Genomic DNA, 18,631 nt, shown 5'->3' with positions numbered 1-18,631 from the left:
ATTATAATAAAATAAAAGGTCAAAAAAGGTCAAAAAGGGAGGTTCCATAATGGATATAAATCGGATGACAGAACGGCTTCAGGAAGGGTTAATGAATGCACAGTCCATAGCTGTCCGTGAGCAGCATCAGGAGGTGGATGAAGCCCATTTATTCCTGGCTTTACTGGAGCAGGAAAACAGCCTTGTTTCATTAATTCTGTCAAAAATGGAGATTCCGGCCGATTTCTTTCTTGATAAAATGCAGGAAGCAATGAGAAAGAAACCGCAAGTATCCGGTTCGGGAACGGAACAAGGAAAACTGTATATAACCGGTAAACTGCAGCGGCTGCTGGCAGAAGCAGAAAATAAAATGAAAATTTATCAGGATGATTTCATGTCAGTAGAGCATGTATTCCAAGCTGCTGCATCAGCGGATTCTGAAACTGCAGCTGTTTTAAAGACATACGGAATCAATCAGGAACAAGTGGAGCAGGCGATTAAGGAAATTAGGGGGAATCAGAGGGTGACATCGCAAAATCCGGAATCAACATATGAGGCTTTAAAAAAATATGGAAGAGATCTTGTTGCAGAGGTCAAGCAGGGAAAAGTAGATCCTGTAATAGGGCGGGATAGCGAAATCAGGCATGTCATTCGCATCCTTTCAAGAAAAACAAAAAATAATCCAGTGCTGATAGGGGAACCGGGGGTAGGCAAGACAGCTATTGTTGAAGGACTGGCACAGAGAATTGTACGTAAGGATGTACCTGAGGGCCTCAAGGATAAAACCATTTTTGCACTTGATATGAGCTCCTTGATTGCAGGGGCCAAATTCCGGGGGGAATTCGAAGAAAGACTAAAAGCTGTATTAAATGAGATAAAGAAAAGCGAAGGCAGAATTCTTCTTTTTATTGACGAGCTGCATACAATCGTGGGAGCGGGCAAGACAGAAGGAGCAATGGATGCTGGGAATATGCTGAAGCCTATGCTTGCAAGAGGCGAATTGCATTGTATTGGAGCTACCACACTTGAAGAGCATCGCAAATATATTGAAAAAGATCCTGCCCTCGAACGGCGTTTTCAGCAGGTATTAGTGCAGGAGCCGGATGCAGAGGATACAATCTCCATTCTCAGAGGACTGAAGGAGCGCTTTGAAATTCATCATGGAGTCAACATCCACGATCGTGCTTTAGTGGCTGCCGCAACATTATCAGACAGGTATATTACAGATAGATTTCTTCCCGATAAGGCGATTGACCTGGTGGACGAAGCCTGTGCAATGATTAGGACGGAGATTGATTCAATGCCATCCGAGCTTGATGAGGTTACAAGAAGGGTCATGCAGCTGGAAATAGAAGAAGCTGCACTAAGAAAAGAAAGTGATGAAGCAAGCAAGCAGAGACTAGGAGACCTCCAAAAAGAACTTGCCGAACTAAAAGATCAGGCAAATAGCATGAAAGCAAAATGGCAGCTTGAAAAAGAAGGAATCCAAAAAGTCCAGGAAAAGCGGGAGCAGCTGGAGATAATGCGCCGCGAACTGGATGAGGCCGAAAATAATTATGACTTGAATAAAGCTGCGGAACTTCGCCATGGAAGAATTCCTGCTATGGAAAAGGAATTGAAAGAGCTAGAACAAGCCGTTAATGAGAATCAAGGGGACAGGCTGCTGAGAGAGGAAGTCACAGAAGAAGAAATTGCTGGCATAGTGGCAAGATGGACTGGTATTCCCGTGGTTAAACTTGTTGAAGGAGAACGTGAAAAGCTCCTTCGCCTTGAAAGCATCCTTCAAGAAAGAGTAATTGGCCAGGATGAGGCGGTACAGCTGGTGTCAGATGCTGTCCTGAGAGCCAGAGCAGGAATTAAAGATCCGAACCGCCCCATTGGTTCCTTTATCTTCCTGGGTCCAACCGGAGTGGGAAAGACAGAGTTAGCTAAGGCACTTGCACAGTCATTGTTCGATAGCGAAGAACAAATAATTAGAATTGATATGTCCGAATATATGGAAAAACACGCTGTATCAAGATTGATAGGCGCTCCTCCGGGGTATGTAGGTTATGAGGAAGGCGGTCAGCTGACAGAAGCTGTCAGAAGAAAGCCATATTCAGTAATCCTGCTTGATGAAATTGAGAAGGCTCACCCTGAAGTATTTAATATCCTGCTGCAGATGCTTGATGATGGAAGAATAACTGACTCACAGGGCCGCACGGTTGATTTTAAAAATACTGTTATCATAATGACTTCCAATATTGGCTCCCAATTCCTTCTGGAACGCTCTGCCAATGGGGCAGACATAACTGAAGAAACCAGAGACAATGTACTCGGACAGCTGAGAAGCCATTTCCGCCCGGAATTTTTAAATAGAGTGGACGAAATTATCTTGTTTAAGCCATTAACTCTCAATGAAATAAAGGGTATTGTACTAAAATTAATCACTCATCTTCAAGCAAGATTATCAGATCAGCATATTAAGTTAAGTATAAATGAGGATGCTAGAGAATATATTGCAGAAAACGGATTTGATCCTGTCTATGGCGCCCGGCCGCTCAAACGGTTTATCCAAAGGAACGTTGAAACGGGACTCGCCCGCAAAATAATTGCAGGAGAAATTAAAGATCACAGTGAAGTTATTATTTCCGCAGATAACGGCAAAATTGAACTGCTGGTAAAATAAGGACATAAATGAAAAGAATCATCCTGAATAAACAGGATGACTCTTTTCATTTCCTGCAAAGGTGCAGATTAATGAATTCCCTCTTTTTCAACAGGACCTTCAGGAATGATGGAAGCGACAACAAAAATTAAAACAGTTGTTGCAACTGCCAAAATGGTGCCGGTTACAAAATCGTAAGACGTTCCAAGCATTGAGGAAACTACATACGTTAACATTTGAACAAGAAGGAAAGTCCAGAAAAATGTCCAAAAGAATCTCATCTATTTCACCTCTAACATAATTAATCCCTTTTCATATTAGCATAACCCATTAAAGAAATAAATTTATTTTTTCTCTTTTCAGCCCATTGATGAACTTGTCTAAAAGTAGGCAAATCTCCCTTTCATTTTAAGTTGGTATACATACAGTATATTATGAACAAACTTGCAAAGGAGTTTTACTATGGAAAGCCGGAACTTCCAGCTGGATACAGAATGGTGCATGATTCATTACCCAGATAAACCAAGTGGTTTCGGTATTCTGATTATTGGGGATGATCGGCACTTTGTTGACGCTAACTGCAGTTTTTGGACTCAAAATGAAGGGAAACATTCATTAATTAAGAAACTAAGACAAGATGGCTATACCATTTTTTATTCAAATCTATATGGAAGGCACTGGGGCAGTGATCGGGCTGTTGAGAAAGCTAAGTACTTGTATGAGCATATCCTGCGCACTGAAATTATAAACGAAAAGATTCATATTATTGCTGAGGGCATGGGAGCATTGGTTGCACTTAGATTATTGCATGAAATGGGTGATTTAATCCGTTCAGCCGTATTAATAAATCCTATTCTTTCATTAAAGCATCACCTTGAACAGGAAAGAGAGCATAAGTTCTTTTATAAGAAACTATTAAGAGAATTGGCAGTTTCATATGAGATAGAAACGGATAATATAGCGGATTTGCTCAGCAAACAAGAAAAAAACCTCACATCCGGCCTTAAAGTTCCCGTCAGAATCATTCAGGTTTTGGCCGGTGGCAGAGCTTACAAGCAATCGGATTATTTAAAGAAGCGATCAATTCAATGGGAAAATGAAAATTGCCCTATCTCTGTATTTTATATCCTCCCAGATAAAAAACAAAGAATATCCTCTCAAATGACAAGCTTCTTTAGAAAATATGAAAAAATCCTATGAAAATCTGCTGCAATTCAGTAAAGAAATAAGGACAACCCTTTGAGCATAGTATACAGTAATATGCTTCCGAGGAGGGGTGAAGATGGACAGGGCAGTCATCTTAGGAACATTTGAATTTATAGGGTTCAGCCTGTGCAAGTATCTTCTGGAACAGGGCTGCGAGATAGATGGAGTTCATTTTGGCAAAGAAGATGATGACGCTATAACTCACGAAAAACGGCTGACAATCGGACGGAATGCCAACTTTTATGAAATAAACTATAATGAATGGATCAAATCAGCAGAATTACAAAAAAGTGACACAATATTTATAGATATTTACGACTTATATATTAGGAATGGGATTGCTGCTTTAAGGGAGAAGGAGCTTATAGAAGGATTTCTTTTGAAAAACTTGGCTTTATTTCAAACCCTTCAGGTGAAAATTGCATTCCTGTTCCCTATTCAGTGGGTTAAAGACATGAGCAGAACACATAGCCGGCTGGAAGATGCTATTAAAGTCCTGAAAGAAAACGATATTTTCGTTTCCTCCTTTTACCTGCCTGTCATTTACGGTCCCTGGCAGCCTAAGGAATTTAGTTTTTACCAATCTATAGCGAAAGAAAGAGTAATAATAAGTGAGAGAGAATGGATACATGATGCGATTTTCATCGATGACCTCATTCTTTTTTTGTCAAGTGGTCCAGATAGGAATTCGGATGAGTCCTTTCTGCTAAAAAGCAATATCAAAGGGCACTGGCGTAAATGCGCTGATTATCTCTCCATTGACTATAATGAAAACTGGCGCAGTCCCGATTTGGCAATCGGAAAAGTAACTGAAAGGACGATTCATTGTTCAGTTAATATCTCCGATGGTCTCGAAAAGCAAAGAAAACAATTTATTTCATTAGAGAGCCCGGATGGCTTGTAAATCGCAAAAAAATCTTTCCATTTAACATAAAGAAAAGGTAGAATTGAATTAGATTGGTAAATTAAACCGGTGATATGAAGTGAAAGACAGAGAGGCGGAGAAAAAGAAGATGCATAAGACATTAAAGAAATTAGGGATTCTTCTTTTGTGCCTTCTTTTATTGGCCTCCTGCAGACAGCCGATGTCTGCAGGGAAACTTGAGAAAGCTGGATTATTAGTACCCGATACTGTCAATGACCAGGTATGGGGGACCAAAGGCTATAAAGGCATGCTGAAGATTCAATCCCATTATGATATTGAGGTTTATTATAAAGAGGGTATGAATTCAGAGCTGGTTGTTGAAAGAGCTGTTAAAGAGTTAGACCAAAAAGGCGTGAACCTGATATTTGGACATGGCAATGAATACGCAGCATACTTTAATAATATTTCAAAAAAATATCCTGACATTCAATTCGTCAGCTTTAATGGCGATGCTCAAAATGAAAACACCACCAGTTTGAACTTTGAAGCATACGCTATGGGTTTCTTCGGAGGCATGGTTGCAGGGCATATGACGAAAACGAATAATATAGGAATATTGGCGGCTTTTGAATGGCAGCCGGAAGTAGAAGGTTTTTATGAAGGTGCAAACTATACTAATAAAAGCGTAAACGTGCAGATCCAATATGTCGGCAACTGGGACAATGATGATAAAGCCATCGCTCTTCTGGACAAGCTAATAGCCAATAAGACAGATGTTGTCTATCCGGCAGGAGATGGGTATAATGTTCCTGTCATCGAAAAGCTAAAAGAAGAAGGGCTGTACGCAATAGGCTATATTTCCGACCAGTCAGATCTGGGTGAATCGGTCGTCCTGACCAGTACAATTCAGCATGTTGATGTTTTATATGAACTTGTGGCAGAAAAATTTAACGAGGGTGAACTGGAATCAGGAAATCTGACATTTGATTTCGAGGATGATGTAATTTCACTTGGGAAATTCAGCCCTGACGTCGATGAAGAATTCAAAAAAGAACTCAATGCTGCCATTGAGCATTACAAAAAAACAGGGAAACTGCCTGAATAGTAATTACCATACATAGGAGGTACAGCAAGATGAACGAAAAAAACATGGAATTCATGCAAATAGCCATGAAATACCTGCCTGAAGCCAAACAGCAGCTCGATGAAGCAGGCATCGAATTATCCCTGGAAATGATCCAGCCATTCATGAACCTGTTCACAAAAGTCATGAACGAAGCCTACGAAATGGGCAAAGCGGATGCGTTAAATGGGAGTGAATAATAGGAAACCAGCCTTATTGGCTGGTTTTTGCTATTTATGACGTTAAGATAGGAAATCTTACAGAAGAGAGAGCTGAACTAAGAAGATCAGCGAGTAAACTTCTGTTTAATGATTTTAATATTACAAATAAAGAATACCGGGACTGCCGGTTAATGTACCTGTTAAAAAAGTAAAATCTGCGTATAAGGTATAATCCCGCCCCTACTTCTTCCAAAACATCTCCAGCAAAGGACCGGCTTTTTTCAGCAATGGCTTTAAATGATGGGCTGAGGTCATGATCGTATCAATGTTGACCATTAGTTCCTCTAAGTTTATGTTGTTCAGGATATTGTTGGCATATTCTTTATCGGAACTTTCACCTCCTTCATTAAATTCTCTGCGTTTTCCCCCAAGGAGCCAATCGTCAGCTTCATGAGCATTTCTACTTCTGCCTCCGAAAAGCCAGTCGTCTTTCCCCTGATTTTTTTCATCATCGCTGTCCAATTCAAAATTGCTTTCAGCTTGCTGATGGTTTTTCCTGACTCTTCCTCCAAATAAAAAATGTGTTAAAGGGTCTTCAGTATTTCCCATCTCTTTTTCATCCTTATCAAGCATGCAATTTACCTCCTTTCAGATGCCTATATTTCAGAATATGAAGAAAAATTCACTGGGTATAGACATTTGTGGAGTAATCATAAGGAAAGGTAAAAAGTGTTGCGTTTGTATATATTTATTTGATAAAATTAGTACCAAGTCATAATAATTGATATTAAATTTAGATAGAGACTGGATAAAGGACAGTAAAATTGAAAAGGGTGTGGGACTCCATGAATGCTGGAATTATAGGAATCGGAAGATATCTTCCTGAAAAAGTGGTTACAAATGCTGATTTGGAAAAAATAGTTGATACTTCTGACGAATGGATCCGGACAAGGACTGGAATTGAAGAGAGACGAATTGCAGATGACAGTGTAGAAACATCAGATATGGCCTATGAGTCAGCAATTAAGGCATTGGATAATGCAGGCATTGACGCAGAGGAGTTAGACCTGATTTTAGTTGCAACGGTTACACCGGATAATCCCTTTCCATCTGTTGCCTGCATGCTTCAGGAGCGATTAAAAGCAAGTAAGGCGGCAGCAATGGATATTAGTGCTGCATGTGCAGGTTTCATGTATGGAATCATAACGGCAAAACAATTTATTGAAACTGGAACCTATAAAAACGTTTTAGTAGTAGGGGTAGAAAAGCTTTCAAAAATTACAGACTGGAATGACCGTAATACTGCGGTTTTATTTGGAGACGGTGCAGGTGCAGCTGTTATTGGGCCAGTCTCGGATGGCCGGGGAATATTATCATTTGAATTAGGAGCAGATGGCACAGGTGCAAAACATCTATACCAGGATGAATATATCATCATGAACGGGCGTGAAGTATTCAAATTTGCAGTTCGTCAAATGGGTGAGAGTTGCATCAACGTACTCGATAAAGCGGGATTATCCAAAGAAGACGTAGATTTTTTAATCCCTCATCAGGCGAATATCCGCATCATGGAGGCTTCCCGTCAAAGATTGGAACTCCCTGTTGAAAAAATGTCCAAAACAGTTGATAAATATGGAAATACGTCTGCTTCATCTATTCCAATTGCATTGGTGGAAGAGCTGGAAGCTGGTAAAATTAAAGATGGTGATTTGCTTGTGATGGTCGGCTTTGGCGGAGGGCTAACCTGGGGAGCCATTGCGATGCGTTGGGGAAGATAAGAACACCATTTAATATGGATGACTATTTATAAGGAGCTGCAATTATATGAATAAAAGAAGAGTTGTCGTTACAGGCATCGGAGCTGTATCACCGCTTGGAAATAATACAGAAACGACATGGAATAATATTAAGTCAGGTATTTCAGGGGTAGGACCGCTGACCAGATTGAATGCTGATGAGTACCCTGCTAAAGTAGCTGCTGAAGTAAAGGATTTTAATCCCGAAGATTTTTTTGATAAAAAAGATGCCAGAAAGATGGACCGCTTCACACATTACGCTGTTGCTGCATCCATGATGGCAGTTAAAGATGCAAACCTTCAGATTACAGATGATAATGCGCACCGCATCGGTGTTTGGATAGGTTCAGGCATCGGCGGAATGGAAACCTTTGAGAACCAATATGAAACATTTATGAAGCGAGGATACAGAAGAGTCAGCCCGTTCTTCGTGCCAATGATGATACCGGACATGGCAACCGGCCAAGTTTCGATTTATTTAGGTGCAAAAGGGTTTAACTCTTGTACAGTGACTGCATGTGCCACTGGTACAAACTCAATTGGTGATGCCTTTAAGGTTATTCAGCGAGGCGATGCCGATGCGATGATTTCCGGCGGAGCAGAAGCGCCAATCACAAAAATGTCTGTTGCAGGATTTTGTGCGAACACCGCGCTTTCAACAAACCCGGATCCTAAAACAGCAAGCCGTCCATTTGATCAAAATCGTGACGGGTTTGTTATCGGAGAAGGTGCGGGAATTGTAGTACTTGAAGAACTTGAACATGCACTTGCCCGCGGCGCAAAAATTTATGCAGAAATAGTAGGCTATGGTGCTACCGGGGATGCATATCATATCACTGCACCTGCTCCAGGCGGAGAAGGCGGGGCAAGAGCCATGAAAATGGCTATTGAAGATGGCGGCTTAAAGCCGGATGATATCGATTATATAAATGCTCATGGAACAAGTACCGATTATAACGACAAATTTGAAACATTGGCAATTAAAGAGGTGTTCGGAGAGCATGCCTATAAATTGGCAGTAAGCTCGACTAAATCAATGACAGGACATCTTTTAGGAGCTGCAGGCGGAATTGAAGCCATTTTCACAGTTCTGGCAATGAAGGAAGGGATCCTGCCTCCGACCATTAATCTCGAAAACCCAGATCCTGAATGTGATTTGGATTATGTTCCAAATGAGGCAAGGGAAAAAGAAATCAAAGCTGCAATGAGCAATTCACTGGGCTTTGGCGGTCACAATGCAACAATTGTCTTTAAAAAATATGAATAAAAATAACAAAAGCTGATTTAAGGGAATAACCTTTCCTTAAATCAGCTTTTTGTTTTGATCAACAAATTCCTTATATCTACATATTATCGAGTAAAGGGAGGTGTGGAAATGGGATAGTTAGAACAGATTTATGGCTCGAGGAAGATTTTAATGAACCGGTTAAAATGTGTGAAAAACTTACCGGACCCTTCAATGATGATAATCCCCAAAAAATATACGAGTACCTGGCGGATTTCGGCATGTATACACCTGCACGGTTCAGCAGGCATAATTTCCTGGAGCTTAAAAAGAAGAATGCGTGGGATCTGGCGAAAAAGATTCACGTAAAATATAGGAGGATGTGGGCAGGCCCAGATTGTGATATTTACATCTTCCCGTCTGCAGGCGGCGGACTTTTTTCACGGCAGCCGGGCAAATCAGGAGTTTCATTCGCAAAAATGCTGTTTCTATTTCTCCCTTCTAATATAGACGAAGCTGAACTGGAGGCTTTATTTGTGCATGAATATCACCATGTCTGCAGAATTAACTCCCAGAAAAAAAAACTGGAGGAATACACGCTTCTTGATTCCATCATATTGGAGGGGCTTGCCGAAAATGCAGTAGAAATAAACTGCGGCAAGAGGTTTAGAGGATCTTGGTGCAGCCGATATTCTAAAGAAGAAATCGGGGATTTCTGGGAAAAATTAATAAAACCGAACTTACAACTAAAAAAGAATAATAGGCTCCATCGAAAGATATTATATGGAGAGAGGCCATATCCTCCATTAGTTGGTTATGCTGCCGGCTACGAGATTGTAAGGGAATTCCGAGAGAAAAAACATTTTACTGCAAAAATATCTTTTAATGCTCCATCCGAATTTTTTGTGGATCAAACTTTATAGATACTGAATTCATATACACTTTAAAGTCCTAAAATGTGGGCTTTTTTTTTGAAAAACGATAATGAATATTAATAAAGTTTAAAAAAATCTTGCAATTGTAATAACTTTGTAATAATATTTTAGACAAATAGAATGAATTAACAGAATAATTAAAAAGGTTAGAGGTGTTCCTATGAGCTCAAGTCCCCGTCAACTTAAAGACGCACCTTTACTAGAGGTGAAGAATTTAGAAACTGCCTTTTCCATAGATGGTACATACTATAATGCAGTAGATAATGTTTCTTTTAGAGTTAAGTCCAGACAAATCGTTGGAATAGTGGGAGAGTCTGGCTGCGGAAAATCTGTAATGAGCCTCTCTGTTATGAAGCTCCTGCCTAAAGGCATTGGCAAAATCCGTAACGGCGAGATTATTTTTGACGGTGTACATCTGGAGAATATGACAGATTCAGAGATTAATAAAATCAGGGGAAAGGATATCGCTATGATCTTCCAGGAACCTATGACTTCTTTAAATCCTGTGTTCTCGATCGGGTTCCAGCTCCAGGAAGTATTATTCAATCATATGAAGATCTCAAAAAGGGAAGCGCGGTTAAAAAGTATTGCACTACTAAAAAGTGTAGGGATCTCAAGGCCTGAAAAAATTGTAGATGAATATCCGCATCAGCTTTCAGGCGGAATGAGGCAAAGGGTCATGATTGCCATCGCCATTGCCTGCCAGCCGAAGCTGCTGATCGCTGATGAGCCGACTACGGCACTGGATGTTACTGTACAAGCCCAAATTCTTGAACTTTTAAAAGAAATACAGGAAGTAAATGATATGTCAGTCATTCTAATTACCCATGACCTGGGTGTTGTGGCTGAGATGTGCGATGAAGTAATTGTAATGTATGCAGGGAAAATAGCTGAACGGACAGATGTCGATTCCCTATTCCACAATCCTAAGCATCCATATACCCAGCTTCTTATGGGAGCTATACCAAAAATGGATGTAGAAGTGGAAAAGCTAAGCACTATAAAGGGGATTGTGCCTTCATTAAAAAACATGCCAAAAACAGGTTGCAAATTTGCAGCGCGATGCCCTAAGGCAATGCCGGAATGCCATACAGTTACACCTCTTCTGGCAGAAAATGAAGAAGGACATGAGGTTGCCTGTCTGCTTTACAAGACAAGCCAGCCGAAACAAGAGGTGAACGCATAATGAGTACAGTGCATAATAATACAGCTGTTCTAAAAAAAGATAAAAGCCGCAGTGATGTACTATTAGAAGTTAAAAACCTAAAAACTTACTATCCGATAAAAGGCGGTATCCTTAGAAGGACTGTGGCTGTTGTTAAAGCTGTCGATGATATTTCCTTTGAAATTAAGAAAGGGGAGACATTAGGACTGGTTGGAGAGTCAGGCTGCGGAAAATCAACAGCTGGCCGAACGATCCTAAGACTTCTGGAACCGACAGATGGACAAATAATCTTTGATGGACAGGATATTACAAATGTAAGAGGGACCAGCTTGAGGAAAATCCGCCAGGACTTCCAAATGGTGTTCCAGGACCCATATGCATCATTAAATCCGACGATGATGGTTGGACACCTTGTGTCAGAGCCAATCAGAAATTACAGCAGTAAATCCGAAAAGGAACTGAAACCGGAAGTGATGGATCTTCTCGGAAAGGTTGGACTTCCTGAAGATGCTTACTATAAATATCCGCATGAGTTTTCCGGGGGACAAAGACAGCGTATCGGAATTGCAAGAGCACTGGCTTTAAGGCCTAAGCTTATCATTGCGGATGAACCTGTTTCTGCCCTTGACGTATCAGTCCAATCACAGGTATTGAACCTTTTGAAAGAGCTGCAGGATGAATTTGATCTTACTTTCTTATTTATTGCCCATGATTTAAGTGTTGTTAAACATATGAGTGACCGGATAGGTGTTATGTATCTGGGAGGCCTTGTAGAAGTCGCTGAAAAGGACAGTCTCTATGCAGAGCCTCTGCATCCTTATACTCAGGCTCTGATCTCTGCGATTCCTGAGCCGGATCCTCGCAAGAAAAAAGAAAGAATTATTTTAGAGGGCGATGTCCCAAGCCCGATTGATCCTCCAAAAGGATGTACTTTCCACCCGCGCTGCGCACATGCAATGCCGGAGTGCCAAAGTGTTAAACCGCAATTAAAGGAGGTGAAGCCTGGGCATAGGGTAGCTTGTCACTTATATAAATAGGGCTTTATCAAAAAAATACTTTTCGGGGGGAAAACAATGAAGAAATCAGCATTTTGGCTGCTTTCACTTCTGCTTGTCATGTCTGTATTCCTTGCAGCATGTTCTGGCGGCGGAGAGAAAGCCAGCACTGACAAGGAAAATAAAGATGATGGGAAAGCATCTGGAGAAGTAAAAGAAGGCGGCACAGTAACTTTCGGTTACACACAGCCATTCAAAGGCGTTTTATCATATGCTTATTATGAAGGTGAAGATGATGCAAATGCCCTTCAGTTTATGCATGAAGGTTTACTTAAAGTAAATGATGAGCTTATTTCCGAGCCGAATTTGGCAGACTATGAGCTGTCTGAAGACAATACTAAATTAACTTTCAAACTTAAGCAGGGAGTTAAATGGCATGATGGTGAAGAATTAACAGCAGAGGATATGGAATTTGCATGGTATTTAATTGCAGATCCAACGTATGAGGGTGCGCGTTTTGCTAACGTTGCAATGATCAAAGGTGCTCAAGAATATAAAGACGGAAAAGCTGACAAAATTGAAGGTATCAAAGTAGTAGACGATTATACTATTGAGGTAACAGTAACTGAACCTTCTGTTAACTTATTGGAAAATATTTGGGTTTACCCTGAGCCAAAACACTACTATGGAGATATTTCTTCTAAAGAACTTCCGGACGCCGATCAAATCCGTAAAGCTCCAATCGGTGTAGGTCCTTTTAAAGTGAAAAATATCGTACCTGGTGAAATGATCGAATTTGAGCGTTTTGATGATTACTGGCAGGGACCAGCCAAATTGGATGGTGTGGTTTACAAAATCATTGATGGTTCCCTGGCGCAAGGTTTAGTGCAAAACGGAGAAATCGATGTAATTGAAGCTCCGAAAGATCAGTGGGAAGCTATTAAAGCCCTTGATAATGTAAATCCTGTTGAAGCAGATGCTATGTCCTACAGCTACATTGCTTTTGACTGGGGTCACTATGACACTAAAAAAGGCGTAGTAGTATCTGATAACAAGAAATTCCAGAACAAATCCCTTCGCCATGCAATGGCACATGCCATTGACCGTCAGGCATTTATCGATGGTTTTGCAAACGGCTTAGGTAAACCATTAAACACTCCTTTCCCTTCAGTATCATGGGCTAAGATTGACGATTCAGAAATCAATCAGTACGAATATGATCCGGAAAAAGCAAAGAAATTACTTGACGAAGCAGGCTATGTTGATAAAGACGGTGACGGCTTCCGTGAAGATCCAGAAGGAAAGCCATTCACAATCAACTTTGATGCAATGGCTGGTGCTGAAACTTCAGAAGCGCGTGCACAATTCATCCTTCAATCCTGGCAGGAAGTTGGCTTAAATGCAAAGCTTAACGGCGGTTCATTAAAAGACTTCAACCTGTTCTATGACACTATCGAAGCAGATGACCCATCTGTTGAAACATTCATGGGTGCATGGGGACTTGCTAACGACCCGGATCCAGCAGGCATCTGGCTGTCTACTGACAAATGGAACATGTGGAGATGGTATAGCGAAGAGTCTGACGCTCTAATCAAAAAAGGTGTATCATTCCCTGAAGACTCAAGCAAAGATGTTACTGAACACCGTAAGGAAGTCTATAACGAATGGCAAAAGCTTGTTAACGAAGAATTGCCAATCATTTTCTTCGAACAGCGTGTAGATCCATGGGCGATCAACAAGCGTGTGGGCGGAGTTAAAGTTACACCATTTGGAACTGATGAGTTCCACAAGTGGCACATTGTAGAGTAATAGAATAAAAGGAACCTGTATTCCTTGGTGGAGCTGCTCCTCCAAGGAATACAAGTTTAACCAGCGAATAAATCTTTGTTTGGTAAGGGGAATGGAAATGCTACAGTACACGATTCGACGACTCATAGGTATGATTCCAATAATTTTCCTTATCTCAGTAGTGGTTTTCACCCTGGCAAAGCTTATGCCCGGTGATGCACTGTCTGGAAAAATTGACCCATTAAACTCAGATCCGGAGTATATTGAAGAAATGCGTGAGCAGATGGGATTGAACGATCCTATTCCTGTACAGTATGTCCGCTGGATGAGTGGTGTGGTCCAAGGAGATTTTGGAGATTCATTTGTTCATAAGCGTCCGGTTATGGAGCTAATTGGTGACCGTTTGCCGAACACGATTATTTTAGGAATATCAGCTCTATTAATCACTTATTTTTTAGCTTTTTTAATGGGAAGGTACTCCGGGCGGTTTGCCTATAGTATAGGGGATTATTTAATATCAGCTTTTAACTATTTAGCACTTGCAATACCTAGCTTTGTTGCAGCTTTGGTTGCCATTTATGTCTTTGCCATCAATCTTGGATGGGTTCCTGCCAGTGGAAGTATCGGCAGCGGAGTAGAAGCAGGAACACTGGAATATTACTTAAGTAAAGCAAAACATACAGTATTGCCGGCTATTGTCCTGGGAGCCATGGCTACAGCCGCTTATACACAGTTCCTGAGAAATGATATGATCGAAAGCTCTCGCAAGGATTATGTTCGTACAGCAAGAGCGAAAGGTACGAAAGAATCTGCGATTTATAATAAGCACATTCTAAGAAACTCAATCATACCTATTGTTACTTTACTTGGATTCGATATTGCCAACCTATTTGGAGGGGCAATTATTACAGAAACCATTTTCACATACCCTGGCATCGGTTATTTATTCGTAGAATCAGTTAATTCACGGGATTATTCAGTCATGATGGCTATTGCCATGATGCTGACTATTTTAACGCTCATTGGAAATTTAATTGCTGATTTACTATATGGATTAGTAGATCCGCGTATTCGTTTAAGTTAGGTAGGTGAGAGTATGGAACCATCAATTTCACAGCAAACTTCGCCTGGTTTAGCAGAGCCTGTTAAACCTCCGAAGAGTCAATCACCATGGGCTCTCGCCCGCCGCAAGTTTTTGCGCAATAAAGCTGCGATGATCAGTCTTGTTTTCCTGCTGATCGTCTGTGTAATGTCCATATTGGCAGAGCCGCTGTCTATGCCGGTGGAGGAGACAGCGAAGATTAATTTAACACAGATGAGCAAAGAACCATCCGCAGATCACTACTTTGGCACAGACAAGTCTGGCCGAGATGTCTTTGCCAGAACACTGCACGGCGGTAAGACATCACTCCTGCTGGCATTCTCTATCACGCTCTCTGTTATTACCATTGGTACTATTGTTGGTGCTGCTGCCGGATATTTTGGGGGCTGGGTCGATAATGCTCTGATGAGATTCACAGACTTTATGATGAATTTTCCATTCCTGCTATTTGTTATCGTATTAAAATCCATTTTTATTGAATCCAGTACAGGAACACTCATTTTTGTAATAAGTGTACTTAGCTGGACAGGAACAGCACGTCTGGTACGAAGCAAGGTAATGGCTGAGAAGGAAAATGAATATATAATGAGTGCGGTATCCATTGGATGCTCAGCACCAAAAACTATTTTTAAACACTTGCTGCCTAATGTCATGTCGACCATTATTGTTCAGGCAACGATTACTCTGGCTGCGATGATTGTAGCTGAGACTGGCTTAAGCTTCCTCGGTTTTGGTGTACCAATTAACATTCCAACTTGGGGGAACATGCTTCAGGAAGCAAGGAGCCCGGATGTTTTAACAAGTAAATGGTGGATATGGATCCCGCCTGCTGCGATTCTTACATTAACCATCCTGTCTATCAACTTCATTGGAGAAGGCTTAAAAGATGCTTTCAATCCTAAATCAAACAGATAAGATAACAAAAAACGCCTGTATTCAGGCGTTTTTTGTTGTTTTCAGGCCTATAGCTTGTACATATCCAAACAAATGCTTTCATATACTTGTAAAAACAGGGACTGGGAGTGTGTTTATGGCAGCAGTAAAAACTTTTATGACTCACAAGTATAGAAAAGAACATGTTATTTAGGGCATTTTGGCTTCTAACAGGGTTTGGAGTCGCTGTTTCAGGAGGAGTCAGTGTCATAGGGTATTTAAACCTGCTTACAACTGGACATACATTCAAAGAATATATAAATTTTATCACCCATCGTCCAGAATGCTATTTGCTTCCGGCCGGAATCATTATTATAACCATGAGCATTTATATACCCCATTCAAACGAGGGTGAATAAAGGGCATTTCATTAATTATAAAGAATGGTTATTACAAAAAATGGATTGCAAGTGCAATATAGGAATAAATTTACTGCTTGATGCCCATACTGAGTGACAAATAGTTTGTTGAAGTGGGGGTTGAAAAATGTTGTATCTTCATGATGTTTGGGTGAATTGGTTTGAAGGAGAAGAAAATGGATACAATGTATGCCATTTTCATGAATGGAGAAAAGATGATGGTGTAGAACTGCTAGATCAGGTCCCTCTGCTGAAGATTGACCCGGTGCTTTTTAATTACATCGAAAATGATCTTTCTGAGCTGCCACAACAACTGCTGGATGACATTTATCAAAAAGCTTACTTAAGGAAAAATCATGAACGCATTCAATTGGAATATTGTTTTGTTGTATCAGATGGGACAGGCATATTGGCTGTAGATACAATCGGCTACAACATCCCTATCAGAAAAAGCAGGCTAATACCAAGGCAGGAGCAGCTTGCATATGAAATGCTTGAAAATCAGGAAACGGCAAATTACTCTTTTAATGATCAAACCGCTTTGAAGGAATTCCATATTCTTTCCCCGTCTCCGGATTTGATGGCAGGTTTGACAAGGAAAGAAAGGCAGCTTAAACAGCTGCTGTTTATGGCGCTGGACCAGCTTCATTCCTCTAAAAATGATGCTGAAATCCGTTATTGGTATACGGAGTGGAGTCCTGAGCGCTATAAGAAAATCCAATCAATGAATTTTGAGGAAGCCTGGTATGAATTATTTGATGAAAGTAAATACGGCTGGTCAAGTAAACATGAAAAGTTCTGTGAAAATTTAATTAAAGGACAGCCATTTTTCGAGAAGTTGTGGGAAATGGAGCATGGTCCAAAAGTAAATTAAAAAAAACAGCCCGAGGCTGTTTTTTTTATTTTCTTTTTCGGCCAAGTCCCATGGCGTTTTCCATTTTTTTAATCATTTTATTTGCGGCTCTATTAGCTTTTTCTGCTCCTTGATCAAGTACAAGATCAAGTTCTTCTGATTCCATTAGCGCATAATATCTATCCTGAATAGGCTTAAGTGCCCCAATAATAATATCAGACAGGCCGGCTTTAAAATCCCCGTATCCTTTGCCTTCGTATTCTCTTTCGATTTCCGCAATAGTTTTCCCTGAAAGGATTGAATTAATGGAAAGGAGATTTGATACTCCTGGTTTGTTTTCCTTATCATACTTAACAATGCCTTCAGAATCTGTTACGGCGCTTTTTATTTTCTTTTCGATTTGTTTTGGGTCATCTAATAAAGAAATAAACGCCTTTTTATTGAGATCAGATTTGCTCATCTTCTTTAATGGATCCTGAAGTGACATTACCCTTGCACCTTCCTGGGCGATTCTTACATCTGGAATAGTGAAAATATCATTGTACTTTTTATTGAATCTTTCAGCAAGATCACGGGTTAATTCCAGGTGCTGTTTTTGATCCTCTCCAACCGGAACCAAGTCAGTATTATATAGAAGGATATCTGCAGCCATCAAAGGAGGATAGGTCAGCAATCCTGCAGAAACCGCATCCTTGCCTTCTGATTTGTCTTTGAATTGAGTCATGCGCTCAAGTTCACCGATGTAAGAAACACATTGCATCATCCAGCCTGCCTGGGCATGGGCTGGAACTTCCGACTGAATGAATAGGGTGGATTTATCAGGATCGATTCCAACAGCCAAATATAAGGCAGCAAGACTTCGAATGTTCCTTCTCAATTCCAGTCTGTCCTGCGGAACAGTAATTGCGTGCTGATCAACAATACAAAAATAACAGTTGTAGTCATTCTGCAGTTCAACAAATTGTTTCATGGCACCAATGTAATTGCCTAGGGTAATAGTACCGCTTGGCTGGATGCCGGAAAATATAGTTTTCATGTTTTTCCTCCTTTAATCGGCACAAAAATTCATGAGCAGTCAGGCGCTGAAGGATGGGAATGCTTCCTGTAATCATAAAAAAGCATAAAAAAGAACCATTCATCCCTATAAAATAGGGACGAATGGTCCGCGTTGCCACCCTAATTACTCAAATACTGAGTCACTCTGCCCTATGCAGAAAATGCATAGGTCCCCGATAACGCAGGGAAGCGCCTGAGAAATTCAGAGGCTCAAAAGTCCATTCGATCTACCGGGCTGCCTGTTTGCACCTTCCACAGGCTCTCTGCTGAACCCTCGGTAAATGTACTACTCTTTTTTCATCGCCGACAAATAATTTAATTTAATTTTATTATATAATAAAATAAACTATCCGGATACAAAAAGCAAGTAAATAAAAAGCAATTAAAGGTCATTCATCTACATTGTTTTGAGAATGCATTTTACCAAAATGTGGGTGGAAACT

At 40.6% G+C, this 18,631-nt stretch carries 18 protein-coding genes and 1 other annotated feature; of the genes, 15 read left to right on the top strand and 3 right to left on the bottom strand.

What is annotated here, in order from left to right; translation table 11 throughout:
* Positions 1-49: 49 nt before the first annotated feature.
* Positions 50-2,647 carry an ATP-dependent chaperone ClpB gene (clpB, locus tag AC6CHU_RS13505; protein WP_159868821.1) on the top strand — a complete coding sequence of 866 codons (2,598 nt, stop codon included), beginning with the start codon at positions 50-52 and terminating at the stop codon, positions 2,645-2,647.
* 68 nt (positions 2,648-2,715) lie between these two features.
* Here the strand turns inward: clpB and AC6CHU_RS13500 are convergent, their stop codons facing one another.
* The gene (locus tag AC6CHU_RS13500; RefSeq protein WP_159868818.1) at positions 2,716-2,907 is read right to left on the bottom strand and encodes a DUF2929 family protein; all 192 of its coding nucleotides are present in this window, start codon (positions 2,905-2,907) and stop codon (positions 2,716-2,718) included.
* A gap of 181 nt (positions 2,908-3,088) precedes the next feature.
* On the opposite strand from AC6CHU_RS13500, the gene AC6CHU_RS13495 reads away from it, so the two are divergent.
* From AC6CHU_RS13495 to AC6CHU_RS13480, 4 genes are all read left to right on the top strand, one after another.
* Positions 3,089-3,826: an alpha/beta fold hydrolase gene (locus AC6CHU_RS13495; protein WP_159868815.1), complete on the top strand. Its 738-nt coding sequence runs from the start codon at positions 3,089-3,091 to the stop codon at positions 3,824-3,826.
* A gap of 82 nt (positions 3,827-3,908) precedes the next feature.
* Positions 3,909-4,736: a hypothetical protein gene (locus AC6CHU_RS13490; RefSeq protein WP_159868812.1), complete on the top strand. Its 828-nt coding sequence runs from the start codon at positions 3,909-3,911 to the stop codon at positions 4,734-4,736.
* 109 nt (positions 4,737-4,845) lie between these two features.
* Entirely contained in the window at positions 4,846-5,802 is a 957-nt protein-coding gene (locus tag AC6CHU_RS13485; RefSeq protein WP_159868809.1) for a BMP family ABC transporter substrate-binding protein, read from the top strand.
* Positions 5,803-5,831: 29 nt separating this feature from the next.
* Positions 5,832-6,020, top strand: a complete 189-nt coding sequence (locus AC6CHU_RS13480) for a ComZ family protein (protein WP_159868806.1) — start codon at positions 5,832-5,834, stop codon at positions 6,018-6,020.
* A gap of 201 nt (positions 6,021-6,221) precedes the next feature.
* Here the strand turns inward: AC6CHU_RS13480 and AC6CHU_RS13475 are convergent, their stop codons facing one another.
* Positions 6,222-6,614 carry a hypothetical protein gene (locus AC6CHU_RS13475; protein WP_159868803.1) on the bottom strand — a complete coding sequence of 131 codons (393 nt, stop codon included), beginning with the start codon at positions 6,612-6,614 and terminating at the stop codon, positions 6,222-6,224.
* A gap of 212 nt (positions 6,615-6,826) precedes the next feature.
* Here AC6CHU_RS13475 and AC6CHU_RS13470 point away from each other — a divergent pair, with 212 nt between their 5' ends.
* The 10 genes from AC6CHU_RS13470 to AC6CHU_RS13425 all read left to right on the top strand — a co-directional run bounded on the left by AC6CHU_RS13470 (position 6,827) and on the right by AC6CHU_RS13425 (position 17,153).
* Positions 6,827-7,759 (top strand): beta-ketoacyl-ACP synthase III, encoded by a 933-nt coding sequence (locus tag AC6CHU_RS13470; protein WP_159868800.1) that lies wholly within the window; start codon positions 6,827-6,829, stop codon positions 7,757-7,759.
* Positions 7,760-7,805: 46 nt separating this feature from the next.
* Complete coding sequence (gene fabF, locus AC6CHU_RS13465) at positions 7,806-9,044, top strand: beta-ketoacyl-ACP synthase II (protein ID WP_251283062.1); 1,239 nt, start codon at positions 7,806-7,808, stop codon at positions 9,042-9,044.
* 164 nt (positions 9,045-9,208) lie between these two features.
* Entirely contained in the window at positions 9,209-9,925 is a 717-nt protein-coding gene (locus AC6CHU_RS13460; protein ID WP_251283063.1) for a DUF2268 domain-containing putative Zn-dependent protease, read from the top strand.
* Between the two features lie 172 nt (positions 9,926-10,097).
* Positions 10,098-11,123, top strand: coding sequence for an ABC transporter ATP-binding protein (locus tag AC6CHU_RS13455; protein WP_251283064.1), 1,026 nt, complete (start codon positions 10,098-10,100; stop codon positions 11,121-11,123).
* Entirely contained in the window at positions 11,123-12,139 is a 1,017-nt protein-coding gene (locus AC6CHU_RS13450) for an ABC transporter ATP-binding protein (protein ID WP_251283065.1), read from the top strand. Before AC6CHU_RS13455 ends, AC6CHU_RS13450 begins: the two co-directional genes overlap by 1 nt.
* A gap of 36 nt (positions 12,140-12,175) precedes the next feature.
* The gene (opp4A, locus tag AC6CHU_RS13445) at positions 12,176-13,906 is read left to right on the top strand and encodes an oligopeptide ABC transporter substrate-binding protein (RefSeq protein WP_159868785.1); all 1,731 of its coding nucleotides are present in this window, start codon (positions 12,176-12,178) and stop codon (positions 13,904-13,906) included.
* 97 nt (positions 13,907-14,003) lie between these two features.
* Entirely contained in the window at positions 14,004-14,969 is a 966-nt protein-coding gene (gene opp4B / locus AC6CHU_RS13440) for an oligopeptide ABC transporter permease (protein WP_159868782.1), read from the top strand.
* A gap of 12 nt (positions 14,970-14,981) precedes the next feature.
* Positions 14,982-15,902, top strand: coding sequence for an oligopeptide ABC transporter permease (gene opp4C, locus AC6CHU_RS13435; protein ID WP_159868779.1), 921 nt, complete (start codon positions 14,982-14,984; stop codon positions 15,900-15,902).
* A 161-nt stretch (positions 15,903-16,063) separates the two neighbouring features.
* Positions 16,064-16,279, top strand: coding sequence for a YuzI family membrane protein (locus AC6CHU_RS13430; protein ID WP_236566298.1), 216 nt, complete (start codon positions 16,064-16,066; stop codon positions 16,277-16,279).
* A gap of 127 nt (positions 16,280-16,406) precedes the next feature.
* A complete protein-coding gene (locus tag AC6CHU_RS13425) occupies positions 16,407-17,153 on the top strand; it encodes a YjbA family protein (RefSeq protein ID WP_159868776.1) in 747 nt (248 codons plus the stop codon).
* A 25-nt stretch (positions 17,154-17,178) separates the two neighbouring features.
* On the opposite strand, the gene trpS is transcribed toward AC6CHU_RS13425, so the two are convergent.
* Positions 17,179-18,168, bottom strand: a complete 990-nt coding sequence (gene trpS, locus AC6CHU_RS13420; RefSeq protein ID WP_159868773.1) for a tryptophan--tRNA ligase — start codon at positions 18,166-18,168, stop codon at positions 17,179-17,181.
* Between the two features lie 111 nt (positions 18,169-18,279).
* Positions 18,280-18,498: a binding site (T-box leader), on the bottom strand.
* Positions 18,499-18,631: the final 133 nt, after the last annotated feature.

It is taken from the genome of Cytobacillus sp. GQ23 (assembly GCF_059758675.1).
This window is presented reverse-complemented; position numbering and strand designations above follow the sequence as displayed.